The 25,115-nt window shown below is 46.9% G+C and carries 22 protein-coding genes and 1 pseudogene; 12 read left to right on the top strand and 11 right to left on the bottom strand.

Going from position 1 to position 25,115, the window contains the following annotated elements; translation table 11 throughout:
- Positions 1–134: 134 nt before the first annotated feature.
- Complete coding sequence (locus tag ACXN9U_RS13300; protein ID WP_060963701.1) at positions 135–377, top strand: DUF2651 family protein; 243 nt, start codon at positions 135–137, stop codon at positions 375–377.
- Positions 378–431: 54 nt separating this feature from the next.
- Here the strand turns inward: ACXN9U_RS13300 and hpaB are convergent, their stop codons facing one another.
- The 6 genes and pseudogenes from hpaB to ACXN9U_RS13270 form a co-directional block, all read right to left on the bottom strand.
- The gene (gene hpaB / locus ACXN9U_RS13295) at positions 432–1,877 is read right to left on the bottom strand and encodes a 4-hydroxyphenylacetate 3-monooxygenase, oxygenase component (RefSeq protein ID WP_489201777.1); all 1,446 of its coding nucleotides are present in this window, start codon (positions 1,875–1,877) and stop codon (positions 432–434) included.
- A gap of 149 nt (positions 1,878–2,026) precedes the next feature.
- A complete protein-coding gene (locus ACXN9U_RS13290; RefSeq protein ID WP_045926326.1) occupies positions 2,027–2,452 on the bottom strand; it encodes a hypothetical protein in 426 nt (141 codons plus the stop codon).
- A gap of 72 nt (positions 2,453–2,524) precedes the next feature.
- Complete coding sequence (locus tag ACXN9U_RS13285; RefSeq protein WP_060963699.1) at positions 2,525–4,699, bottom strand: glycoside hydrolase domain-containing protein; 2,175 nt, start codon at positions 4,697–4,699, stop codon at positions 2,525–2,527.
- 260 nt (positions 4,700–4,959) lie between these two features.
- A pseudogene (locus ACXN9U_RS13280) lies at positions 4,960–5,235 on the bottom strand (AraC family ligand binding domain-containing protein); the annotation flags it as partial.
- Between the two features lie 57 nt (positions 5,236–5,292).
- Positions 5,293–5,676, bottom strand: a complete 384-nt coding sequence (locus ACXN9U_RS13275; protein WP_060963698.1) for a hypothetical protein — start codon at positions 5,674–5,676, stop codon at positions 5,293–5,295.
- A 13-nt stretch (positions 5,677–5,689) separates the two neighbouring features.
- Complete coding sequence (locus ACXN9U_RS13270) at positions 5,690–7,726, bottom strand: T7SS effector LXG polymorphic toxin (protein ID WP_489201776.1); 2,037 nt, start codon at positions 7,724–7,726, stop codon at positions 5,690–5,692.
- Positions 7,727–7,917: 191 nt separating this feature from the next.
- Here ACXN9U_RS13270 and ACXN9U_RS13265 point away from each other — a divergent pair, with 191 nt between their 5' ends.
- The 8 genes from ACXN9U_RS13265 to trhO all read left to right on the top strand — a co-directional run bounded on the left by ACXN9U_RS13265 (position 7,918) and on the right by trhO (position 14,457).
- The gene (locus ACXN9U_RS13265) at positions 7,918–8,388 is read left to right on the top strand and encodes a helix-turn-helix transcriptional regulator (RefSeq protein WP_016936884.1); all 471 of its coding nucleotides are present in this window, start codon (positions 7,918–7,920) and stop codon (positions 8,386–8,388) included.
- A gap of 72 nt (positions 8,389–8,460) precedes the next feature.
- A complete protein-coding gene (locus ACXN9U_RS13260) occupies positions 8,461–9,528 on the top strand; it encodes an iron-containing alcohol dehydrogenase family protein (protein ID WP_489201775.1) in 1,068 nt (355 codons plus the stop codon).
- Between the two features lie 82 nt (positions 9,529–9,610).
- Positions 9,611–10,765, top strand: coding sequence for a phosphoribosylglycinamide formyltransferase 2 (gene purT / locus ACXN9U_RS13255; RefSeq protein WP_489201774.1), 1,155 nt, complete (start codon positions 9,611–9,613; stop codon positions 10,763–10,765).
- Between the two features lie 478 nt (positions 10,766–11,243).
- The gene (gene pssA, locus ACXN9U_RS13250) at positions 11,244–11,777 is read left to right on the top strand and encodes a CDP-diacylglycerol--serine O-phosphatidyltransferase (RefSeq protein ID WP_060963694.1); all 534 of its coding nucleotides are present in this window, start codon (positions 11,244–11,246) and stop codon (positions 11,775–11,777) included.
- Positions 11,768–12,256, top strand: a complete 489-nt coding sequence (locus tag ACXN9U_RS13245; RefSeq protein WP_489201773.1) for a DedA family protein — start codon at positions 11,768–11,770, stop codon at positions 12,254–12,256. Before pssA ends, ACXN9U_RS13245 begins: the two co-directional genes overlap by 10 nt.
- Positions 12,249–13,064, top strand: coding sequence for a phosphatidylserine decarboxylase (locus ACXN9U_RS13240; RefSeq protein ID WP_489201772.1), 816 nt, complete (start codon positions 12,249–12,251; stop codon positions 13,062–13,064). Before ACXN9U_RS13245 ends, ACXN9U_RS13240 begins: the two co-directional genes overlap by 8 nt.
- 42 nt (positions 13,065–13,106) lie before the next feature.
- Positions 13,107–13,382 carry a hypothetical protein gene (locus tag ACXN9U_RS13235; protein WP_060963691.1) on the top strand — a complete coding sequence of 92 codons (276 nt, stop codon included), beginning with the start codon at positions 13,107–13,109 and terminating at the stop codon, positions 13,380–13,382.
- A gap of 106 nt (positions 13,383–13,488) precedes the next feature.
- Positions 13,489–14,457 (top strand): oxygen-dependent tRNA uridine(34) hydroxylase TrhO, encoded by a 969-nt coding sequence (trhO, locus tag ACXN9U_RS13230; protein WP_060963690.1) that lies wholly within the window; start codon positions 13,489–13,491, stop codon positions 14,455–14,457.
- Between the two features lie 36 nt (positions 14,458–14,493).
- Here trhO and gltP read toward each other — a convergent pair whose 3' ends face one another.
- A complete protein-coding gene (gene gltP, locus ACXN9U_RS13225) occupies positions 14,494–15,744 on the bottom strand; it encodes a glutamate-aspartate/proton symporter GltP (RefSeq protein ID WP_049627826.1) in 1,251 nt (416 codons plus the stop codon).
- A gap of 369 nt (positions 15,745–16,113) precedes the next feature.
- On the opposite strand from gltP, the gene ACXN9U_RS13220 reads away from it, so the two are divergent.
- Positions 16,114–17,181: a branched-chain amino acid aminotransferase gene (locus ACXN9U_RS13220; RefSeq protein ID WP_016936875.1), complete on the top strand. Its 1,068-nt coding sequence runs from the start codon at positions 16,114–16,116 to the stop codon at positions 17,179–17,181.
- A 40-nt stretch (positions 17,182–17,221) separates the two neighbouring features.
- Here ACXN9U_RS13220 and ACXN9U_RS13215 read toward each other — a convergent pair whose 3' ends face one another.
- From ACXN9U_RS13215 to ACXN9U_RS13200, 4 genes are all read right to left on the bottom strand, one after another.
- On the bottom strand, positions 17,222–18,625 hold the full coding sequence (locus ACXN9U_RS13215; protein ID WP_489201771.1) for an amino acid permease: 1,404 nt from the start codon (positions 18,623–18,625) through the stop codon (positions 17,222–17,224).
- A gap of 113 nt (positions 18,626–18,738) precedes the next feature.
- A complete protein-coding gene (gene mmuM, locus ACXN9U_RS13210; RefSeq protein ID WP_060963688.1) occupies positions 18,739–19,686 on the bottom strand; it encodes a homocysteine S-methyltransferase in 948 nt (315 codons plus the stop codon).
- Positions 19,687–19,802: 116 nt separating this feature from the next.
- The gene (locus tag ACXN9U_RS13205) at positions 19,803–21,239 is read right to left on the bottom strand and encodes an alanine/glycine:cation symporter family protein (protein ID WP_489201770.1); all 1,437 of its coding nucleotides are present in this window, start codon (positions 21,237–21,239) and stop codon (positions 19,803–19,805) included.
- Between the two features lie 24 nt (positions 21,240–21,263).
- On the bottom strand, positions 21,264–22,247 hold the full coding sequence (locus ACXN9U_RS13200) for a glutaminase (RefSeq protein ID WP_489201769.1): 984 nt from the start codon (positions 22,245–22,247) through the stop codon (positions 21,264–21,266).
- Positions 22,248–22,491: 244 nt separating this feature from the next.
- On the opposite strand from ACXN9U_RS13200, the gene glnK reads away from it, so the two are divergent.
- Positions 22,492–23,784 carry a two-component system sensor histidine kinase GlnK gene (glnK, locus tag ACXN9U_RS13195; protein ID WP_060963685.1) on the top strand — a complete coding sequence of 431 codons (1,293 nt, stop codon included), beginning with the start codon at positions 22,492–22,494 and terminating at the stop codon, positions 23,782–23,784.
- Positions 23,784–24,731, top strand: coding sequence for a glutamine utilization two-component system response regulator GlnL (gene glnL, locus ACXN9U_RS13190; protein ID WP_060963684.1), 948 nt, complete (start codon positions 23,784–23,786; stop codon positions 24,729–24,731). Before glnK ends, glnL begins: the two co-directional genes overlap by 1 nt.
- Positions 24,732–25,115 lie beyond the last annotated feature (384 nt).

The raw sequence follows: 25,115 nt of genomic DNA, 5'->3' as shown, positions 1-25,115 counted from the left end.
AAAGTTTTCATTTTTTTGAATAAATAACCGAAGGGAATATCAGCGTGAGCGCGAAAGGATTTGAAGTACTTGTTTTTGTACTCAGGCATAAGATGTGGTAGGCCGATTTAAGAAAAGGGAAAGGAGTGCCTCTGTTGATTGATGAATTGGATTTTGCGTTCGGTGTTCTGCCGCTTTGTATCATCATCTTGTCAGTGGCCGGAACATATCTGTTTAAAAACGCGTTTATTATGCCGGCTGCCGCTTTGGCCGTTTGCCTTATATGCACTTTTACCGTATTGAATTTCTCGTTTATCGGATGGGCCTTTGTGTACACCCTTGTCTCTTTCGCGCTATCGCATATTACGATGGTGGTGATCAGTCAAAATAAAAAATAGGATCGGCGGCAGCCGATCCAGCTATGATAAGCAGAGATGAGGCTCTGCTTTGTTTTATTTATGAATGTTCAGGAAGTCCTTGATGACAGCGGTCTGTTCTTCTTTCGGATAGCTATTGTACAGATGGCTGGCCAAGCGGACGGGGTCACCGAAGAAGTACCGCTCATATTGTGTCTGTCTTGTTCCGAAAGGGCTCATGGTCAAATCCCATGCCAGACGGAACACTTTCACCCGATCCTCGGCATTCAATTCAGTTGCCTGTAAATATTGGTCAAGGTCTCCTCTGATGTCTGAATGAAACGCTTTTTCAGTCGGCAAAGTCACCATTCCGCTTGCCCCGATCAGCTGAATGATCTCTGTGAAGCGCGGGTAGATGTCAGGGAAAATCGCGCTGACCACACGAAGCGGAGTGACACTCGGCCGCATATATCCCCATTCATCTGTTTCGGCATCATTCTCCGACTTTTCCAAAAGGGCTTTCATCGTTTCCAGACCGGTGATGATTTCAGCCATCTTAGCCTGAATATGCTGAAACTCGCTGACATCTATCGCATCGACAAGCGTTTGGGCAAGACCCAGGAGAAACTCCGTCTTTACAATTTGTCTCGTGATGACTTGATGAAATGCGAAAGCGTTAAAAGAGCTTTTCATATTGAAGTCATAAGCCGCCTCGTAATTATCATAAAAAAATACGCGTTCCCAAGGGACTAAAACGTTATCGAATACAACGATGGAATCCATTTCTTCATATCTTGAGCTGAGCGGATAATCAAATGATGATTTTCCCAGTACGAAAGATTCCCTGCAGATGAATTTTACGCCCTTTGTATTGGAAGGAATGGAAAAAGCGAACGCTTCATCTGATTCAAAATACATCTTAGGCAGGGAAACCACGAGCACTTCATCCGTCAGGCCGCCTTGTGTGGCCAAAATCCGGGCGCCGTGAATGACGAGGCCTTTTTCATTTTTTTCGACCACTTTTGCGGAGATCGGTGTTGGTGATACGTTTACGTCCATTTGTGAACGATTCACCTGAGGGGTGATAAACGTGTGCGTAAAAGAAAGATCCTGTGTGACAGCGCGTTCGTACAGCGCCTGAACATGTTCCGGAAAACAATGCTCCCGGTCTTTCAAAAGCGCGGCAGAGGCGGCGAAGCTCATCAGCACGGTATTCATGTAATCCGGGCTTCGTCCCATCATTCCGTGCGTGTGCTTGGCCCAATGCTCGAACATCTTTCTTCTTCTTTTGACGTCTTCTTTCGTTTTCGGCTGCAGGTATGAAAGCCCGGCCCGTTCTTTTTTACCGGGGAGACTGTATGTCATCTCGTCTTTCATGCCCGGTTTCGTTTGCAAATCATAAAGAGAGCGCTTCGTTTCCAGAAGGCCCTTAAATGCGGGATGTTCAGAAATAAGTCCCTCGATCTTTTCGCCGTCAAGCCAAATCTCATTTTTAAGCTGGTTCAATCGGTCAATATACATTTTGCCATTAATGATACCCATCATGTAGCCCTTCTTTCTTTACAGATCCACTACCACATTATATTGAGAATGAAATTGGGTGTTCCGGTTATTTCCAGTGGGGAAGAGCCTTTTTTGGCAAGGGGATGAAAGGATTGCATAATAAAAAACCCCTTAAGCGGAGGGGTTTTTTAACTGATCATGTCTTTGTATCTTTGTTCGAGGACGAAGTCTATCATTCCGGTAATACGGGTGTTTTCAGATTTTTGTCTGAAACGGTCAGACACTTGGATTTTCCTTGAAAACGGAAATACGGCAAAAATCCAAACAAGGCCGGCCAGACCAAAAACCATTTGCAGCGCCATTTCAATCAAATCATTAAAATGAGTGCTGAAAAAAAAGATATATAACGTGATGAAAGTGACTGTGCATACAATCTTGACTGTATGGTTGAAGGTGAGCTGCGGTTCAGTGAAACACATCTTCATTTGATTGAGTGTGAGCGAATCTTGTGTCGTTAAATATGTAAGCAGTTCTTTGTCATTTTGACTTCGCGGAAGCAAATCGCTTTCTATTTTTTGAACGGTTTCCTTGTATGTCTGCATGTCAATCTTCATATGAATCCTCCTTAAAAAATAACTCCAAGAATACTCATTGAGCATTCCCGGAGCAAGGAGCTGCCTGTTCAATTATAGAAATAGTGATAAAACCGTGCTGAACAAGGCTGCAGCTCCCCCTAATTCAGGCGCTAAAACGACTAAAGCACCGATACCTACAATAACAATAATTCCTGCGCCTGCAATGGCCATGGTATTCACGACAGAATCCCAATCCGGAGAGTAAACCTCTTCGGAATCCGGCAGCCTGAAGCTCTTTTGTTTTATTTTAAATGTAATGGTCGTTGTTAGTCCAGTTGTAGCACTGTCACCGACCGGAATATCAGGTGTATAGATTTTAAATTGGATATTCAGCGATCCCGCAGCCGGATTGACGTATACTTCTAAATAACCGTTGCGGACTGACAAGCTCAGACTGTTAAGCAGGTTTTGATAGGAATCAATTTGTGATGCTGTAAAAGAGACTTGTGAATCTCCCATCAGACCGGTAATATAAGCTCCCGGTTTGCCATTTGTAATGGTAACTGTGTTGGGAGAACCTTCACTCGGCACTGTTGCCAAAAGTGAAGTTGATAATAGAATATCCATTTCAGGTGATGCATAAATGGTTTCAGTCTTGTCGAATTCAAACATGGCATTCGCAAGATTCGGTACATTTTCTAAAGCGGGAATGGTTGTTAAAATGTCCGTCAGTGTACGCAGTCTTGCGTCATACACAGGATCAGAAGGCGGATGGACGCTGCTTACACCTGAGTCTTTTCCGGAGTAACCGTCTTTGTCAATGGCGACTTTTCCCGCTCCGCTTCCGATCGTTCCTTCATAAAATTGATCAAAAGCCCAGTTTTTCGGCATCGGGTATCCGAGGTTGCCGCTGAATCCGGTCGACATGTTAGCTGTAAAGCTATATTTGGTCAGACCTGCTTCTGCCGTCCGGATACAAATGTTTCTCGGTCCGTATACCCCGATTTCATATTTCGGCGCAGTTGAAAACGCCTGCATTTTCATAAAAGCTGACTTGATTTCTTGAAAGTAAGGGATGATTTTATCTGTGACTTCATAATCATACGCATCGAAATCGACGGCAAAGTAGATGGTCGTGCCTGACGGAAAACCTAATCTTCGGGCGGCTGATGCAGCGCTGTAAGCATCTCTCGTTCCTTGATCTTTTACAAAATAAGAAGATTCATAGCCGCCGTCCTGATAAATCGGAAAAACGCTTAAGCCGGCATCGAAAATAGTGGAAAGCTCTTTTGACGTCAAGGCCTTCGATGTCAGTCCGCTGCTTGTCCGCACATTCCCGGTCAAATATCTTCCCACGATTTTATAGCCATTCTCACGCAAAGTTTCAGCCGTATCTGCCGTTATAATTGCAGCAGTGTCACAAGCCGAAGCAGCCCGCGTTGTGTCGCCTGAGCTTGATAATAAAGCTTTAATCGTCGGCATGTCCGCATAACCTGTTTGCGGCAGGCACATAAACTCTTGGAAAGCTTTCACTGCCGATACAACGCTGACGCCGTATTTTCCGTCGAATTCACCGGGGTCAAATGATTTCCCATTACAGTAAAGCGCGTATTGAACAATCAAAACAAAGCCTGTCCGTGAATCGCCGGGAGTCAAGGTAGGACATAAGCTGGTCGTTCCGTTCCCGAAAAATCCATTGGCGACGCTTGTGCTCATGCCTTCTTCTTTTTGGAGGGCATAAATGAGAGCCTTGTTTGTATCGCGGGCATATAAGCCGTCACAAGGCATCAAGCCGATGTAGTCATTGTAATCCCGGTTCAGGTTCTGCTGGATTTGGCGGATTCTTTTGTCTCCTCCCGCTACTAACCGAAAAGCGCTCATATCCAGCAAGGCTTTCATAATGAGTGCCGTGACGATGCCGTCTTGGTTAGTGAGCCCGGCCGCTTTTTGAAACTCTTTTACAGCACTTTCGGTATTTTCATAGAAAACGCCAGAAAATCCGCCCGGGTTAAATCCTTTACACCAAAGCGCCCCTTGCAGAATGTAATTCATGTTTGTCGGCTTAGAATCGGGAGCCTGCTTTTTCAACGGTTTAAACAATCTTTGTGTCGTCGGTCCGAAGTTATCGGCAGGTTCAGAAATACCAAGCTCGATTTGAAGCGCCCGTGTCAGTCCGTAAATAGTATCCCAGCCCGTTTTTCCGTTTTCCGGCACTTTGTTGTACCCGTGTCTGCCTTTGTACGTCTCATTCAGCCATTGCTGTGTTTCCAGGACCATTTCGTCCATTGCAATCCCTCCATTACGTGTAGTGTGCGTTCATTTATAGATGGCAAACGTATGACAGCTTGTCTGCGCCTCTGAAACTTCGGAACGTTAGGGCGGGCATAGGAGACATTTTCAAAAAAGGCAGTAAGCGATCCTGCATCAATCGGAATCGCTTACTTTATTTACACGTTTTCAGTTATTGTTTCGGTGTCAGGCCCACCTGCTATAACATATGCTGAGTGAAGTTCAGCATATTGTTTGCCTCGTCATTTCCTTCATCGTTCTTTCATTTTTTCCGGTATTACATTAATGCACTGATAATCCAGCGTCCGCCCCGTCAATTTGCTCACAGCAATGCGTGTCCCTAGGCTTAATAAGCAAAAGATCACCGAGGCTGATGATAAACTTCTAACCTTGGCAAAACAGCAGGCGCTGACTCTTTTCAAAAAAACGATGACTTAATGGTTATGAAAATGATTCGGTTTTGCCTAATACCTTTAAAGCGATATACCTTAATATTAAGGCTTTAAACATAGTGAGCGTGTTTCGTTTTGCATCGGGCGCCTTCTGTCGAATGGTGGTTGATGTGATACGTGTAACATGAGGGATATTTTTTAAAACTTAATATCAATTTTTTCCTCGAAAACTTCTACTTGATCCTTAGGAATCCATTTATCATAATAATATTTATCAGTTTGCTCTAATCCTAATTCTTGAGCAATTATTGAATCTGAAGTCCCTATATAATATTGATCGGTCGTTTCTTTGGAAATATTCACAACCTTTCCATCTAATTTTCCCTTGGTCCTTATACTATAACAATTGGTTATTTCATGAGGAGTCACTATTTTACTAAAAACTTTTGAATTAAATCTATCTATAAAACCTTCTTTAATTGATAAAGGATTGTCCGTTAAGATTAATAGATTACCATCCATATCTTCTGTCATTTCGTATTCTTCGCCTTTGAAAATGCAGTAATTTCCGTTTTTTATCAATTTAATCACCTTTTTAATTGGATAATTTAATAAATTTTTTCCCGTCAAATATACCTACTAATTGTTCTTGCCCATTTATTACTTTGTATAGCTCAGATCCCGCTTTCGGTTTCATTCTCCTAGTAAACACCCACTCGGGAATGATTTTTCCATTTCTGGCTCCAGTAAATCCATTTTGTGTACAAGGAGGACCATCATTATTGCTTCCTCCGAATTGCTTGCCGTATGGAATTTCAATTTCTTCAGGATTAGAAGTTTTAAAGCGTATCATAGCGTAGGAATCTCCGCCTTCAGGATAAGGTCTTGTCCCGTCAGGAAAAGCATAATCTAAACGTGAAGACTCAACTACATCATCATACATCCGTATATTTGCTACATCCTCTGCCTTAGCAACATAACCGCCGATTTCTGTGTACTTCCCAGATAAATAGTTTTCAACATCTTGTATCGGAATTGTTTTTTGTAACAATGTATCTTTGTTAATCAGAGGCACGGCATCGCGTATCTCTTTCATTACTTTTATTTCTGTACTTGATAATTCAGATACTGGTTTTAACCGTAATTCATGAAAGTTCTCAAGATCAAGGCCATGCTTCTCTAAATGTTTTGATATATTATCGCTAAAACCAGTTAACTCTTTTGTTTGCTCAAAACTAAAGTTCCCTTTTTTAATTTTAGTTTCCTTGTCCGTTTGGATAACTCTTTTGACAGTATCGCCGCGATCAATCCTCACAACATTTTCCTGCTTCACATCAATCGCAGGCTTCCAGGGTTGAGAAATCGAGCTTTTTCCTTTTGCGTAAATTCCAGCTGCTGCTTTTTTCTGATCCGCAATAAACGTCTTCGCTTCCTTCGTCACAAATCTCCCGGCCCTTGTCACCCCGGTGACTTCTCCGGCGCCTTTTGCTCCTAAGAGGGAGACAGCAGCGTAAGCGATATAGTGGGTGCGGCTGTAGGTGTCACCGTGAATGATGTTTTCATTCCATGAAGTTTTGAAGGATTGAACCATATAATCGAATGTTTCCGGTGCATTGTAAATGGCGCCGATGAGTTCTTGTCCGGCTTTGGCCTGTTCTATTGTTCCTGCGTGTCCTTGTGCTCTTTGCAGCCAGATTGCGAAATCGTAAGCGCCGATGACGGCGTCTTTTCCTGCATCCCATATCCCCAGCGTAATGCCTTTTGCCCCGTCGACGAGCATTTGTCCGGCTTGGCGCATGGCTTTTAGCTGGACGAGGCTTGAGTAATATTGTAATTGTTCGGCGCTCATGTTGTCAGCCCCGAGTTTTTCTGCAATGTTTACATATTCATCCGGGTCAGAAATACGGTCCAGTTTTTTCTGTAAAAAGGCGGTTTCTTCCTGCTGTTTCATTTTGATGTATTGATGGGCTTGTTTTTGTATGCTGTCTTTTCTTTTATATACGTCAGTATCGTGAAATGCTTTGGCGTTAAAAGATTGCGGACCGCCTGCTTTACTTGTTAAGTCGGCCAGCGTCCGGAAGAAGGCTTCAACTTCGTGTTCAAGCGCTTCAGATTGAGCGTACTCGTGAACCAGTTTTGCGTCGAGTTTATGTAAGTGTTCTGCCGTTTGCCGTTTTTTGTGATCGGCGGCATCAAGTTTGCCGGTAACCGAAGATTTGTCAAACGGTGATAAGGACAAAATGTCGTCAATTGATCCTAAAATTCGGCTGATCTCATCGTGCTGGCCATCAATGATATGGTAAGCTCTTTGCCCGGCATGCTTAAGCTCACTATCAAGGAACGATTCTTCCAGCAAGTCATGCCGGCCGAAGCCCGCCTGTTCTATTTCTCTTGGGATGCTTTTGAAAAAAGTAATTTTCATGTCGCAGAGATCAAGCCAAAGCTCTGTTCCGGCGGCCTGTTCAGTATAGAAGGCTTGAATGGCGTCCGCGCCTTTCCCTGACATGGCGTCCGTATTTGCAATGCCGTGAAACTGCTGTTTTAAAGCAATCATGTCATCCTTCGTTTTTTGATAAGCTTTCAGACGGCTGTTTGCTGATTGAATGAGGGTATTGGTTTCGAGTAATTTCATCTACAGTGTCCTTTCGCCTGATTTTCTCCGACCGTATTTTACCATGAAGATGCCAATTTCTGTTCGTGAATTGAGAAAAAGAGGAAAATGGTACTTTTTTACCGATTCTTTTGATTCATTTAAAAATGTTCCGATATAAAAATGGCGTCACGCGGTGTAAAATGGCTATATTGATAAATATGGAGGTTGAGATGGATCAAGATTATATGACTGAGCTTGTCTCGGTCCAGCTGAAGAAAATCCGGTCGGAGAGAGGCTATACGCAAGAGAAAATGGCGGATGTGATCGGTCTTTCCAAAAAGGCGCTGGTGCAGATTGAGAAAGGGCGGGCGCTTGCGGAATGGCCGCATGTTGTGGCGGTTTGCGCGCTTTTTAGATCAAGTGAAACACTGCAATCCGTATTAGGAGATGATCCGCTGGAGGTCATTGAAGCGGTTGCCCATCGCACAATTGACAGGCCGAAGGGGAAGACGATGGGCGGCAAGGTGTGGTGGAAAACCATCGAGAAAAAAGGTGAGTTCCGCTTGCAGCAGCATTTGATTTCCCACCATTACCGCATCCTGGATTCTTATGATGATCTGTGGTTCAGCAGTTTTGAAAAGGCAGAGGCTTTGGAGCGGCTTGATGAGCTGTTTTTGGAGGCGGAGGAAGCGAAGCGCTGACGCACCTCCGGTTGATGTATTTTCTGACAAGTGAGAAAATATATATAAATTCCAGCCAGAGGAGAGATTCGAATGAAGCCTGAAGATATCGTGCGAAGCGGCCCGAATCAATATATATGTAAGGAAGGAATTGCAAAAGAGCTTCCGGGGCTGCTGGAGACATTCAGAAAACCCGTGATTGTGACCGGAATTAAATCCTATCAGGCGTTCTCCGATTACGGCGGCGGTTCTTCCTGGGATGTGATTCAGCATAAAGGATACTGTTCACCTGAGGCGGTGCGTAAGGTCTGTGAGCAGGCGAAAAATGCGGATGTGATCATCGGTATCGGAGGCGGCACGATGTTGGATTTGGCAAAAGCGGCGGCAGACCGGCTTGATATTGAGGCTGTGATGGTTCCTTCCATCGCGGGAACGTGTGCGGCAAGTACGCCGTTAAGTGTCATATATGATGAGAGCGGCAATTTTATCAGAGTGGATTATCATAAGCGTTCAAGCTACTTGACGATTGTTGATCCGCTGTTTTTGCTTTCCTCTCCCATTGAATATATGAAAAGCGGGATCGGTGATACGCTGGCGAAATGGTATGAGGCCGAAGCGGTCATCAGAAATACGGGGACGGCGCCGCTGATGGCTCAGGCGGGGCTGAGACAGGCGGAATATATCCGTGATCTGTTATTGCGTTACAGTGAAGCAGCCGTCGGAAGCATGGAGAAAGGCGAGCTGTCAGTACCGTTCATCCAGACGGCGGAAACGATTATTATGCTCGCGGGAACGGTCGGCGGCTATGGGGGCCGTTTGTGCAGGATGGCAGGGGCGCATGCGGTGCACAACGGACTCAGCTTTATTCAGGAGACACATCAGGTGCTGCACGGCCAGAAGGTTGCTTACGGCATATTGGTGCAGCTTGCGCTTGAGAATCGGAGACATGAGATTGAAGAGCTGCTTCCGTTTTACCGCCGGCTCGGATTTCCCGTCAGTCTCCAAGATCTCGGCATCCGTGACATGCATGAGGAAGCCAAGCGCCGCATCTCTTCTCACGCCTGCCGGGCGGAAGAATCGTTATGCTTAATGGGGCAATATGGCGAGAAGGACGTGTCAGCGGCGATTGAATCGCTCGAATCAGCGCAAAAGACAGGATAGAGCTTGGTTATCTGTCTTGTCTTTATTTTTTGAATATTTCCGTTATAATGAGGGAGGTATAGAAAGGGAGGGGCCAAAGGACATGTATCAGGCGAAAAAGGTGTTGTTATTGGGATCAGGCGAGCTGGGGAAAGAAGTCGTCATTGAAGCGCAACGGCTCGGGGTTGTCACTGTAGCCGTTGACAGCTATGAGCATGCCCCTGCCATGCAGACCGCGCACAAAAGCTATGTCATCGATATGCTCGATAAAGCGCAGGTCAGAGAAGTCATTGAAAAAGAAAAACCGGACTTGATCGTACCGGAAGTGGAAGCCATTGCGACGGATGAGCTGCTGAAGCTTGAGGAAGAAGGCTTTCACGTCATCCCGAATGCGCGTGCGGCGAAGCTGACGATGGACCGTGAAGGCATCAGACGGCTTGCGGCAGAGAAGCTGCACCTTCCGACTGCCGGCTATGAATTTGCGAATACATATGAAGAATTTAAAGAAGCGGCGGAAACAATCGGCTTTCCGTGCGTGGTGAAGCCGCTGATGAGCTCTTCCGGAAAAGGGCAAAGCGTGTGCCGCTCGGCTTCCGGGCTGGAAAGCTGCTGGAATATGGCGATGGAAGGCGGCCGGGTGAAAAACGGCCGGGTCATCGTTGAGGAATTCATTCCGTTTGAATCCGAAATCACTCTTTTGACAGTGCGCGCGGCGAACGGTACATCCTTTTGCGCACCGATCGGACATGAACAAAAAGACGGTGACTATATTGAATCGTGGCAGCCTCATCATATGACAGAACAGCAGATTGAAGAGGCGAAACATATTGCGAAAAGCATCACGGACGAGCTCGGCGGATACGGTTTGTTCGGAGTTGAGCTTTTCCTTACTGGAGATAAGGTATATTTCAGCGAAGTGTCTCCCCGTCCGCATGATACGGGGCTCGTCACACTTGTGACGCAAAATTTGTCAGAGTTCGCGCTGCATGTCCGTGCGATAATGGGGTTCCCGATTCCGGAAATCACACAGCTGTCGCCGGGGGCAAGCCATCCGCTGAAGGCGCCCAAAGAGCTTGCTGATTACGCGGTTGAAGGTGTGGAGAAGGCGTTGGCGGTAAAAAGCACTCAGGTCCGCATATTCGGAAAACCCGTCACGAAAGCCGGACGCCGTATGGCGGTTGCGCTTTCTGCAGCCGAGACGGCTGAAGAGGCGAGAGAAAGAGCGGCCGAAGCACTCAGTTATTTATCTGTTACATAAACCTATCTTAAGAGGCGTTTTTACCGTAATGGTAAGGCGCCTTTTTTGTGTGGGCAGACTATATACTGGAAAACGGGGTTGTGAGATAATGTATGAGGCCGTTTTGTGCCGGCTTTTCAATTCATGAAACTTTTTATGTCCGCAATCGTTATATGTCATGTTCTCATTTAACGGAGAAGGAAATAACTATACATCATACGGCTTTTCATTCGTGAAGCGCGGACAGACCGTATCATCAGCATGAAATATTTAAACAGGGTAATCCAGAATAGAGATAACCCCGATTGCTTACCTTAATATGAACGGCGAAAAAACAAAAATCACCAGATTAGATTGTTCAAATAACACCAAATGCTGTATAATAAAAGAATTTGAATGATAGCATTGAAAGAATTTCATTTTATGTTTCCGTAAAATGGAGTCTTTATGCATACGCAGTCCGATTTGATATGGTTTTAATTGGAGGTTTGTGTAAACTGTGAATTATATACCTAGTATGATTACAATTGGAAATTTTATTTGCGGGCTTCTATCGATTCATTCCCTTTTGTATCATAATATTCACTCCGCGGTGATCTTTATTTTCACCGGGATGTTTCTTGATTTTTTTGACGGTTTGGCCGCCCGTAAGCTGAACGCGGTATCGGAGATGGGAAGGGAGCTTGACTCTTTTGCAGATCTCGTGACGTTCGGCGTAGCGCCGTCCATGCTCGCTTACAGTGTTTCACTATATACGATTCCGTTCGTCGGAATTTTAATCGCGCTTTCCTACAGCATCTGTGGGATGATCCGGCTCTCGAGATTTAATATCGGACAAAGCAAGCTGCCGACGTTTATCGGGATGCCGATTCCGTTTGCGGGGATGTGTCTTGTCATTTTGAGCTTCATCAATAACGCTTTTCTTCTGGGGGCGGGAACGATAGCGCTCAGTTATTTAATGGTCAGCAATCTTAAATTTCCCCACTTTAAAAAACAGGCGCCTGAAAACCTGGAGAGCAGAAGATGGAATTAGTTCAGCAATTAATTTCCGATTACGGATATATCGCGATTTTTCTCATGCTGACACTCGGTATTATCGGATTGCCTATTCCGGATGAAGTCATGATGACGCTTGTGGGCTACTTCGCCCATATAAAAGTGCTGAATTACGAGCTCTCCATTCTGATCAGCTTTATCGGAGCTCTCGTGGGGATGATTATCAGCTACTTCATCGGCAGAAAAGCCGGCCGGCCGTTTATTAATAAGTTCGGGAAATGGGTCGGCCTGAAGGAAAAGAGGATGGAGAAAGTAGACAGGTGGATGAAAAAGTACGGGCCGTACACCATTATTTTAGGTTATTTCATCCCAGGCATCAGACACGTGACCTGCTACTTTTCCGGAATCGGCAGAATGGATTTCAAAACCTACTTATGCTTCGCCGCCATCGGAGCGTTTTTATGGTGTTTTATTTTTATTACTATAGGAAAATTCATAGGAGTAATCAATGTTTAATACTGCAGCTAAAGTTCTTTATCGTTCATTGATTGAACTGACTAATAATCCATTGACGTCCCATCTCATTAAAAACTTCTGTGAATCGAAACTGAGCAAGCCGATGATTCCGCTGTTTTCCAAACACTATCGCATCAACTGGAATGAAACGGAACGCACAGCCTCTGACTTTGATTCACTGGCATCATTTTTCATTCGTGATATTAATTTGAATCTCCGCCCCGTGGCAACAGAGAAGAACGCCATCGTCAGTCCTGTTGACGGCGTCGTTCAGACGGTAGGCATGATTAATCCGAATCAAACCTTCATGGTAAAAGGGAAGGATTATTCGTTCGCTGAACTGACGGGGTTTAAAAACGCCGATCACAAATACAACGGCGGCCGTTTTGCCGTGCTTTATCTGAGCCCGAGACATTACCACCGCTTCCATTCCCCCATCAGCTGCACGTATGAGAAGCTGGCCGAGCTGGGGAAACGCTCGTATCCTGTCAATACGATGGGATTGAAGTACGGGAAAGACGTGCTCTCAAAAAATTACCGTTATGTGTACGAGCTCACCCGTGGTGACCGGCAGATGCTCATGATTCCGGTAGGTGCGATGAATATTAATTCCATCGTTCAGACAAACACCGGAAACAGGCTTGAAACGGGTGAAGAGCTGGGCTATTTTTCATTTGGATCGACCGTTATTTTAGTATTCGAGAAGGATATGTTTACCCCTTCGGATAACCTCATTGAAGGCCGGGAATTACAGGTCGGCCAGATCATCGGTTATGCGGAGTCACAGGAGGAGGCGTCCGCTTTATAAAAGCTGCTCCTCTTTTTTATATGGTGTAAGGAAGTGAACAATATGGAAGAAAAGGATTTGGCAAAGCTGATAGAGCAATACCGGCTTACAGGCAGTCAGCAAGCTCTGGAAGCCGTGCGGGGTGCCTGCTGGCCGGTCATCGAATCGCTCATCTCGGAACTGGGTGAAGACAGCGCCGATGTCCTGCGGGAAAAAGGCCGTGACCGTTTTCCGTTTATCATCGGCAAGTATCAGACTGCCGCCGGCCTTTCGCTTGAAACCTTTTTGCGCAATACGTATCGGTTTTATTTTCAGCAGATAATAAAAGGAGAAGCGTGACTGGAAGAAAGAGTCCGGACGGAAATGTTCATCTTTCGCCCGTTTTCCTGTATGATATAGTATAGTGTGCGTGATCATTAATATAATTGAACAGGGTGTATAAATCATGGAAAAACAATATAGAGTTTTACTTTATTATAAATATGTAAAGATTGATGAGCCTGAGGAATTCACGGCTCAGCATTTGAAGTTTTGTAAGGAGCTCGGTCTGTTAGGCCGTATTTTGATTTCTGAGGAAGGCATTAACGGTACGGTGTCCGGAACGGTTGAACAGACGGATCAATACATGAATGCGCTGAAAGCTGATCCGCGTTTTGCCGACATGCCGATCAAAATTGATGAGACTGACGGACATGCGTTCCGCAAAATGTTTGTCCGCCATAAAAAAGAGCTGGTGACGCTTCGTCTCGAAGATGATGTTGATCCGAATACCACGACGGGCAAACACTTGAAACCGAAAGACTTTTATGAGCAAATGCAGAATCCTGACACGATCGTGATTGACGCCAGAAACGACTATGAGTATGACCTCGGTCATTTCCGCGGAGCGGTCAGACCTGATATTGAGGCGTTCCGTGAGCTGCCGGACTGGATTGAAGAGCACAAAGACATGCTCGAAGGCAAAAAAATCCTCACGTACTGCACAGGCGGCGTACGCTGTGAGAAATTTTCCGGCTGGCTGCTGAAGCAGGGCTTTGAAGACGTGTCCCAGCTTGACGGCGGTATCGTCACTTATGGTAAAGATCCTGAAGTCCAAGGCAAACTGTGGGACGGACAGTGCTACGTATTTGACGAAAGAATCAGTGTACCGGTCAACCGCGTAGAGCATGTCATTATCGGAAAAGATTATTTCACGGGCGAGCCTTGCGAGCGTTATGTGAACTGCGCAAATCCGGCATGTAATAAAAAAATGATCTGCACACCTGAGAATGAATACAAATACATGCGCAGCTGCAGTCACGAATGCCGTACAAACGAACGCAACATGTATGTGAAAGAGCACGAAATGACTCAGGAAGAAATCAATGAACGCCTTGCTTTGATTGAAAAAGAAGATCATGCGGCGATTGATTAATAGAAAAGACCACCAATAAGGTGGTCTTTTTTGTGTTTACATACTTTCTGTCCGGGCGGTCTGGTCCGCCGTGACGGGCCCTTTATATGTGAAGGCTTTTTCCCATTTGGATACGACGATGCAGGCGACCGCATGGCCGGGCACGTTGACGCCGGTTCTCGCCATGTCCATGACGCGGTCGACACCGGCAATGATGGCGACGCCTTCCGCGGGGAGACCGACGGCATTCGCTGTCGCCAGAAGCACGACGAGTGAGCCTGACGGGACGGCGGCAATGCCTTTGCTTGTCATGACGAGCACAAGCATCATCAGAAGCTGCTGAGAAAGCGGCATCTCCACATGAAAAGCCTGCGCCAGAAAAATACATGACACCGATAAATAGAGGCTGGAGCCGTCACAATTCAGCGATAAGCCTGACGGAACCACAAAGGAGACGACCCGCTTTGGGCAGCCGTATTTCTCCATCCGATCCATCAGCTGAGGCAGAATGGTTTCTGTGCTGGTCGTGGAAAAAGCGATCAAAAACAGATCCCAAATCATTTTCAGCACTTCAAAGTACTTGATTTTAAAGATAAGCCCGACAATCGGAAACAGAACGAAGAGTATCAAAAACAGCCCGAGAAACACAGTGCCGATCAGCTTCAGCATCGGGAGCAAAAGCGCGATTCCGAATTGTCCGACTGAGGCGGCCATAAGGGCAAGAACGCCGATCGGAGCGGTGACCATCACCATTTGCGTCAGCTTGAACATAATATTTGCCGTTGATTCAAAGAAATTCATGACAGGTGCGGAGGCTTTGCCGATGCCGGCTGCGGCAACACCGAATAGGATCGCGAAAAAGATGACGGCGAGAAGATCGTTTTTCGCCATAACGTCAATGATATTAACGGGGATAATATCAAGAAGCATTTGTTTCAGGTCGACTACTTTTTCCGTATAGCCGGAAAGCTCGTGAATGTCTTTTTTAGCAAGGTGAGAGAGGTTAAGGCCGACTCCCGGCTTCAGCACGTTTGCCAATAGGAGGCCGAGCCCCAGAACAAGTGTCGTAATGACTTCAAACCAAATAATCGTTTTGATGCCGAGACTGCCCATCTTTTTCATACTGCCGCTGCCGGCGGCTCCGATGACAATGGTCGAGAACACGATCGGCACGACAATCATTTTAATCAGGCGGATAAATCCGTCTCCCACGGGCCGCAGCGCCATCCCGAAATCCGGGAAGAAATGGCCGATCAGTGCTCCGATGGCTAAGGCGATCAAAATCTGAAATGCGATAAATTTTTTCAAGCGAATCCCCCTTTTACTTGCGCATTTCTTACGTAATTCGTGAAGCAGGCGGCAACCACCTTCCTCTCCGCCATAAATTTGTCACAAAATTGACTTTGCGAAAGAGAGGATTTCTTTACATTATGTAAGCGCAATCATTTAATATGACAGAAAGTCCTCATTGAAAAAAATGAAGGAGAATAAAATAAAGTTAGATTTTCGCTTGAAAATATCAAAAATTGTGATAATTATCCTCTTATAAGTGGTATATTTAATATGATACGGTCAACTGCATCCTCATATATCTGTGCATACACGATTCAGGCAGAGAAAACAGGCAGCTTATAAAAGACTGAAAATTTAAACAATTACAAGAAAGGTGTGCTTTTGTTGAATCAACTGATTGAAAGACGTAAGGTCACAGCTAGAAAAGAAAAACCGGATTCCGCTTCATTGGGATTTGGCAAGTACTTCACTGATTACATGTTTGTCTTGGATTACGAAGAAGAAAGAGGCTGGCATGATCCGAGAATCACACCATATGAACCGGTTCATCTTGATCCGTCCGCATCCGTTTTCCATTACGGGCAGGCCGTATTTGAAGGGCTGAAGGCTTACAGATCAGAAGACGGACGGGCATTGATGTTCCGTCCTGACCAAAATATAAAGCGGCTGAATAAATCGTTGCGGCGGATGAGCATGCCGCCTCTCGATGAGAAGCTTGCGCTGGAAGCATTGGTACAATTGGTGGAGCTGGAGCAGGAATGGATTCCGAAAGAAAAAGGAACTTCTTTATATATCCGTCCGTTTGTAATTGCGACCGAGCCTTCTTTAGGCGTCCGCCCTTCCAAGCGTTATAAATTCATGGTTGTCCTGACGCCAGTCGGTTCGTATTACGGCGATCAGCTGAAACCGATCCGTATTTATGTCGAGGATGAGTATGTGCGCGCCGTCACCGGCGGAGTGGGCGATGTCAAAACGTCCGGAAACTATGCGGCCAGCTTACAGGCTCAGCGGAAAGCCGAAGAACTGGGTTATGATCAGGTGCTTTGGCTCGACGGAGTGGAAAAGAAATATGCCGAAGAGGTAGGCAGTATGAATATCTTTTTCATTATAAACGGAGAGGCTGTAACGCCGGCGCTAAACGGAAGCATTCTCGGGGGCATCACCCGCGCATCTGTGATAGAGCTCTTAAAAAGCTGGGGCATCCGTGTCAGGGAAGAACGGGTTGCCATTGATGACATCTATCATGCCGCGATGAGAGGCGAGGTGTCAGAAGTATTCGGTACGGGAACCGCAGCTGTCATCTCACCGGTCGGCGAGCTGCACATTCACGGAGAAACAATTGAGCTGAATAACGGTTTGATCGGTGAAGTGTCAGAAAGGCTCTATGAAACGATTACCGGCATCCAGGTCGGGAAGGTGCCGGATTCGTTCAGATGGGTGGTTGAAGTATAAACAAAAAAAGAACCCTTGCGCGGCAGGGTTCTTTTTTTGTTTATTGAGATTTTGCGGCTTGAACACGGGTGCGGCTGTTCCGGTTTTTTAAGTAATAAACGCTGTAACAGACGGCCATAAAGGCAGTTCCGCAATAAAGGGCGATGGCCTGATTCGGATCAAAAGCAATGCCGATACAGGAGGCAAGGCACAGGATAAAGGCCGCTAGCGGCACGGCCGGATATCCCGGTGTCCTGTATGTTAAGTCTGAAAGCTGATGGCCTTCTTTAAGAAACCGTCTTCTGAACAAAAATTGCGATGCGGCAATGCTCATCCACACCGCCACTACCGCAAATCCTGAGACAGAGACGAGAACAAGATACACTGTATCCGCTGCAAACACGCTTGACAGCAGTGACAGAATGCCGCCGATCATACTGAAAATCAGGGCGTTAAAAGGAATGCCTTTAGACGTCAGCCTGGCAAAGGCGGGGTGAAGCTCACCTTCTTTAGACAGGGACCACAGCATTCGTGATGATGCGTACAGCCCCGAATTCGCCGCAGACAGAAGCGCCGTCAAAATGACGAAATTCATCAGATCGGCCGCATACGGCACGCCGATTCTGTCGAATACCGTAACGAACGGGCTTTCAATCACACCCGCTTCTTGGATGGAGATCATGCCCGACAGCACAAAAATCGTTCCGATAAAGAAAAGCGCCAGCCGCCAGACTGTAGTCTTAATGGCGCGCGGAACGGTTTTTTCCGGATCAGCGCTTTCCCCGGCGGCAATTCCGATCAATTCCGTCCCTGAAAAGGCGAAGTTTACTGACAGCATCGTCATCAGTATCGGAAAAAAACCATTTGGAAAAAGACTGCCGCCATCCGTAAAGTTCGACAGCATAGGTGCGGCTTCACCGCTTTTCATCGGGACGATGCCGAACATCGCCGCTCCTCCCAATAAAATAAACAGCAGGATGGCTAAGACTTTAATGCTTGAGAACCAAAACTCCGATTCAGCAAAAAATTTCACGGAGAAGGCGTTTAATAAAAAGATGAAAAGAGCGAATACGGCACTCCACATCCAAACCGAAGTATGCGGGAACCAGCGCTGCATGAAGAGCCCGGCCGCCGTGAATTCAGAGCCCAGCGCCACCGCCCACGTCAGCCAGTACAGCCATGCGACCGTAAAACCCGTCGCCGGCCCGATATAGGTTTTCGCATAGGTGTGGAAGGAACCCGTGACCGGCATGGCCACTGACAGTTCACCGAGGCAAAGCATGACAAGATAGACGATGCCCGCGCCCAAAAGGTATGCAAAAATGGTACCCGCCGGACCCGCCTGATGAATGGTATACCCCGAGCTTAAAAACAGCCCCGTTCCGATTACACCTCCGAGTGAGAGCATAAAGAGGTGCCTGCTTTTCATACTTCTCTGAAAATTCTTCTCGTTCTTGTTGTTCATTGTTTTCCAACTTTCTGCGAGAGCCGCTCTAATAAAAAATCTCATGCCGGCGAACGGCACGAGATTCCGGCGAACCGGCTTTTTGAATAGAATATACAAACTATTCCGATTAGTCAAGTTGTTTTTAAGGTTTTGGCCCAAGCGGCAATGGCCTGAATATCCGCGGGCTTCGTCCGGCAGCAGCCTCCGATCAGGCTTGCGCCGTTTTCGTACCAGCTTTGCGCGCTCTTTCCGAAATGTTTTGCGCACGCTTCGCCTTGCCAGGTTTTTGTTTCCGGGTCATATTGTTCGCCTGAGTTCGGATAGACGATAATCGGCTTGGACGCTGCCCGTTTGATTTCTTCTATCAGCGGCGGAATATGTTCGATCGGTGTGCAGTTGATGCCGATCGCCGCGATTTGATTGCAGGAGCCGAGCAGGACCGCGCATTCGGAAATAGGTGTGCCTTCGCTGATATGCCGTCCGTCTTTGGCGCTGAAGCTCATCCACGCATAAGTGCCGGGGAATTCCTCCAGCAGCCTTACGATCGCTTTTGCCTCTGACAGGCACGGAATGGTCTCGCACGCCAAAAGATCGGCGCCGGATTCTATAAGGGCTTTCATCCGGGGGCGGTGAAAGCTGATCAGTTCATCCTCCGTCAGTCCGTAATGCCCGCGATATTCAGAGCCGTCGGCAAGGCTCGCGCCGTAAGGTCCGATAGAAGCGGCGATCAAAGGTTTGGGACGGTCTGAACGGTTTTCTTCATGCGCCCAAAATTCATCGCGAGCTTGGACGGCGAGCTCAACTGATGTCTGTATCAGGCGGATCGCATCGGTTTCTGAGATGCCGCGTGCCGCAAATCCTTCAATCGTGGATTGATAGCTGGCAGTGATCGCGCAATCAGCGCCGGCGGCAAAATATTCGGCATGCACCTGTTTGATCAGTTCGGGTTTCTCCAAAAGAATTTTGGCCGACCACAGATCGTCATGTAAATCACAGCCCATCCGTTCAAGCTCGGTTGCCATTGCTCCGTCTATGATCATAACCGGGTATTCATCTAATATGTGTGTAATGGGGTTCATAGGCGCTCCTCTCTGACTTTCTTGAAAATATATGAAAAGGGTAATGGACGCTTTCCTCTTTGTCAATGAACCGGCAGAAAAAAAGATGTTCAGGACGCTGCCCGAACACCTTTTGTTTAGGAAATATGTTTGCCTTTCGCACTTTTCGCGATGTCTGAATACTCCCAGCAGTCGATCCCGTCATCATCAGGGAGCACATCTCTGTAAAAGACGGGGTCCTTTCCGGCTTTCTTTTGCCGGGCATAATCGCTCAAAGCGGCAAACGCTTTTTTCGACAGAAGGAAGATCGCAATTAAATTCACGACCACCATTAAGCCCATGAACAAGTCAGCCATATCCCACACAAGCTGGACTTTGGAAATGCATCCGAACAGAACCATTCCGAGTACACAGATGCGGTAAATGAACAGCCATTTTTTGTTCTGGCTTAAAAATCCGATATTGGTTTCTCCGTAATAATAGTTGCCCATCAGAGCGCTGAAGCCGAACAAAAGCATTAAGACGGCAAGGAAACCTGATGCCCACGCGCCGACATGGTCGCTCAAGGCAGCCTGAGAAAGCGCGATGCCGCTCAGTCCCGGCTGGTGATAAGCGTCTGAAAATAAAATGATTAGTGCCGTGCTTGTACAAATGACGAGCGTATCCGTCAGGACGCCGAAGGCCTGAATGAGCCCCTGTTTCACCGGATGGCTCGTCGTAGCTGTCGCCGCCGCGTTCGGAGCGCTTCCCATTCCCGCTTCATTTGAGAAAATGCCGCGTCTCACACCTTGCATCAAAGCCGCACCTAAAGCGCCGCCCGCTGCCTGATCAATACCGAACGCATTTTTTACGATAAGCGACAGAACGCCGGGCAATTGGGTGATGTTCGTCAAAATGACAAAGAAAGCGACGCTGATATATAAAACGGCTAAGACGACTACGATGTATTCCGCCATTTTCGCAATTCGTTTGACGCCTCCGAAAATCACGCAGCCGAAAACCAAGATTAAAATAATGCCCAATGTAAGCCGGCTGGTGCCGAATGCGTTTTGAAAGGCGACGCTGATCGTATTGGACTGAACGGAATTAAAGACGACTCCGAATGACAGCGTGATTAAAACGGCGAACAGCGCGCCCATCCAGCGTTTCTTCAAGCCTTTTTCCATGTAATAGGCCGGGCCGCCGCGGAACCCGTTTTGATCTTTTACTTTATAAATTTGGGCCAGCGTGCTTTCAACAAAGCTTGAAGCCGAACCGATGACTGCGATAATCCACATCCAGAAAATAGCGCCCGGGCCGCCGAGTGCGATCGCAATGGCGATTCCGGTAATATTCCCGGTTCCGACACGCGCCGCCATGCTGATGCAAAATGCCTGAAACGGGGAAATGCTGTTTTTTGACCGGGCGGCTGCGCCTTCTTTCAAAACCCGGATCATTTCCCTCAGCATACGGACTTGCAGACCCTTTGATCTGAACGTAAAAAACAGTCCCAGAGAAAGAAGCAGTACGATTAACAGTTTTGACCATAAAAAATCATTTGCCGAGCCGATTACATTTTCAAGGAATTCCTGCATCCAATCACCTCTTGGTTCGTTTGATTAAAAAATACTGAGCTCCCACTCCTGTGCGATATGTTTCAGCAGCATGCCGCCGGTCAGGCTGTTGCCGTATTCATCAATGGCCGGACCGTAAATGCCGATGCCGCAGCCGTTATGAAAAGGCTGTTCTCTTCTGGCGCTTGGGGGAACCAATGCCATAATGCCGCCGGATACCCCGCTTTTGGCCGGGACGCCGACGAAAGCCGCATATTTTCCTGACGCATTGTACATCCCGCACGTCAGCATCAGGGCTTTGGCGAGTTTTGCGACATCTTTCGGAATGACCTGTTCCCTGCGGATGGGATGGTAGCCGTCATGCGCAAGAATCAATCCGATTAAAGCGATGTCCTCGGTTGTCCCCTCCATGGCGCATTGCTTTAAATACACTTCAAGCGTTTCTTCCACATCCGCCTCGAGAAAGTTCGTTTCTTTTAAATAGTAGGCGAGCGCTCTGTTCCGGTGTGCGGTCTGCCATTCAGAGCGGAAGACCTCCTCGTGTATGTGAGGCCGTTTTCCTATCAATTTTTCAAAAACGGAAAAGAGATATTCCAATTTATCATGCGCCGTTTCACCGGGAAGAAGCGAGGCGACGGTAATGGCGCCGGCATTGATCATCGGATTGAAGGGCTTCCCGGGTTTATGGATTTCAAGCCGGATGATAGAATTAAACGCATCACCTGTCGGCTCCACGTCCACACGATCGAGTACATAAGGAATGCCCCTGGACATGCAGGCGGCAATAAAGCTGATGACTTTTGAGATGCTCTGCAATGTGAACGGCACATTCCATTCACCGGCATGAATCATTGAGCCATCCGGCTCTAATATGCAAATGCCCAGCTGAGAGTCGTTGATTTCTCCGAGGGCGGGGATATAATTTGCGCTTTTTCCATTGGCGGAAAATGGTCGGTAATGTTCGACCCAATCTTGTAAAAGTGAAGCCAGTTCCTCTTTTTCAAGGCGCTCTCTGACCATATCTTTCATAACATTCCTCCTCTATTACAAGCCTGTCCGCAAGCGGAACCCGGTCTTGGAAAACGTTTTCAAATATAGCGTGTTCCATGTTAATGTATAATGACATCTACAGAATCATATAAAATACGACAAAATCATTCTTAAAATAAGCCGATAGATTTATAAATCTGCAGGAGCGTCCCGCCATACGGGTCTAAAGAAATTTGCGGACTCACTCGGTCTTATTCAAAATAGATAGAAGAAGGAAGTGATTGTGATCAGGCTCGACTATTTACTAAAAAAAGACGGCTATCTTTTCGCACTTATGCTGATCACCGTGCCGCTGGCGGGGGAACTGAAATTTTACCCCCTGAATGAGGTGTACCGGATCAGTTTCGGCGCCCCGGCTTTTTTCTTTTTTTTGCTGCTGCTGCGGCATGTGCCGGCAGTATTGTCAGGGCTGTTGACAGGTGCAGCCGTTGTGGCATTCCGGATCGGCCTGGCGTGCTGGGGAGGAGAGCATGCCGGCTTTACGGAGGCTTTTTTCAGCCAATATCCCAGTTTCTTTTTTTACTTTACATATGCCTGCTTGTTTTATGTACTGAGGGTCAGGTTCTTTCGGGATCGGCCGCTCATGATCGGATTCCTCGGCTTTCTCATTGAAATCGCTTCCGACACCGTTGAAATGGCGGTTCAGTTTTCAGGAGGCCGGCTGATTATGATGCCGGGCAAACTGGCGGATATTGCGGTCATCGCCGTTTCCCACACATTTATTGTGCTGAGCTTTTTCAACGTGATGAAGCTGCACGAATCCCAGGTCAGGGAAAAGCAAACGAGAAAGCAGCATGAGCACATGCTGATGATTGTGTCTAACTTATACGAAGAAACGATTCATTTGAAAAAAACGCTGAAAACGACGGAGCATGTGACGAAAGAATCCTATCAGCTGTATCGGGAAATGAGCGGGAACGATCGGGAGCTCGGCAGCCGAATGCTGCGCCTTGCGGGAGAAATCCATGAAGTGAAAAAAGACAATCAGCGGATATTCGCCGGCCTGTCGAAGCTGATTTCAAATGAGAGATTCCGGGATTACATGGATGCCGCCGCTCTGATCGGAATCGTCATCCGAATCAATGAAAAATACGCCGAATCTTTAGGCAAGGATATTCAGTTCCGGAGCGTGATTGAAGGAGATCATCCCGATTATCACGTCTTTACCGTCCTGTCGATCTTGAATAACCTGACCGCCAATGCCGTAGAGGCCATGGGGGACAGAGGTGAGATCCGCCTCACGCTGCGCAGGGCGGAGGGGGAGATGGCTGAATTTCAGGCGGAAGATGACGGTCCCGGCATTTCGGAAAAAATCGGAGAGGTAATCTATGATCCCGGATTTACGTCCAAATACGATGAATTCGGCACCCCTTCAACGGGCATCGGGCTTTCATACGTGAAGGAAATCGTAACCGAACTTGAAGGCGGCATTTCCTTTCACAACAAGCCAAAAGGCGTCATATTTACGATTCAGCTGCCGGTGAGGCATTTAATTGCAGAAAGGGTGAGTTCATAATGCGCTTTTTTATAGCTGATGATGACCGGGCGATCCGTTCCATTTTGAGACAGATCATTGAAGACGAGGACTTAGGCGAAGTCGTCGGCGAGGCGGAGGACGGAAGCCAGATTGAAGGGCATTATCTCCATTTTAAACAAGTCGATATTTTATTAATTGACCTGCTGATGCCGGGGCGGGACGGGATTGAGACGATACGGCATCTTCAGGATTCGTACACCGGAAAAACGGTGATGATATCCCAGGTGGAAGCGAAGGAAATGGTGGGAGAAGCCTATTCTCTCGGTATTGAATATTTTATCCATAAACCGATCAACAAAATTGAAATCATCACCGTGCTCCGAAAAGTGAAAGAGCGGATCGAACTGGAAACCTCGATCGGCGACATCCAAAATTCGCTAAGACGGCTTGTTCAGCGCAATGAACCGCAGCAAAGCCGCTCTTTTAAATCCTGCGAAAAATCCGTGAAAGAGACCGGGAAATTTCTGTTATCAGAACTAGGGATTGTGGGAGAAAGCGGCGCGCACGACCTGATGGCCGTGCTGCATTTTTTATTTGAGGATGAGCAGGCGCAAAAAAGCGTCCCGTCACTGAAGCGTGTGTTTACAAACGTCGCGCTGCGGAAACTGGGACCCGCGGCGTCGGAAGCAGACGTCAGCAGGGAGACAAAAGCCTCCGAACAGCGGATCAGAAGAGCGATTATTCATTCGTTAAACCATTTCGCCTCATTGGGCACAACTGATTTTTCAAACCCCAAATTTGAATATTACGCCTCGAAATTCTTTGATTTCCCTGCCGTCAGCAAGAGAATGAAAGAAATGCAGGCGAAAGAAACCGTGCCGCTTTCTCCGGTTAAAGTGAATATGAAAAAATTTATTCACGTCTTCTATTTGGAGGCGAAAGATTTACGCGAAGGATCGAAGTTTGTCAGCGGAGGGAGCAGGTAAGCCGATAAATGAGGTTTACTTATATAAGGTCTTTGTGTAAAATAATGTTAACTAAGAAGGTACGGAGGGATCCTGATGGCTGATCAAATTCCGGTTTTCGCACTAATGAAATAGTGTCAAAGTCTCTGCCTTGAGTGCGGAGGAAACCGGGATTGTCTGCCTGAATAAAGGAACCTGACAGTAATAGTGAGGGGGCGGCGATTATGCCGCCCTCTTTTTGGCGTCTTCACATATCTCTTTCTCCTCCGCCTCAGGCGAAGCTCTGTGTCAGTAAATAAGGGAAATGGGGAAACAAGATGAAAACAAAGGGAAATAGAATCCGTTCTGAACATCGCAAAGGAAAATGGCTTACGGTTAAAATATGAAGGGGCGGACATAAATGAA

The sequence above is a fragment of the Bacillus sp. BACIII genome (assembly GCF_057836745.1).
Note: the sequence above shows the minus strand (reverse complement) of the source record. Positions and strands in the feature narration are given on the sequence as shown.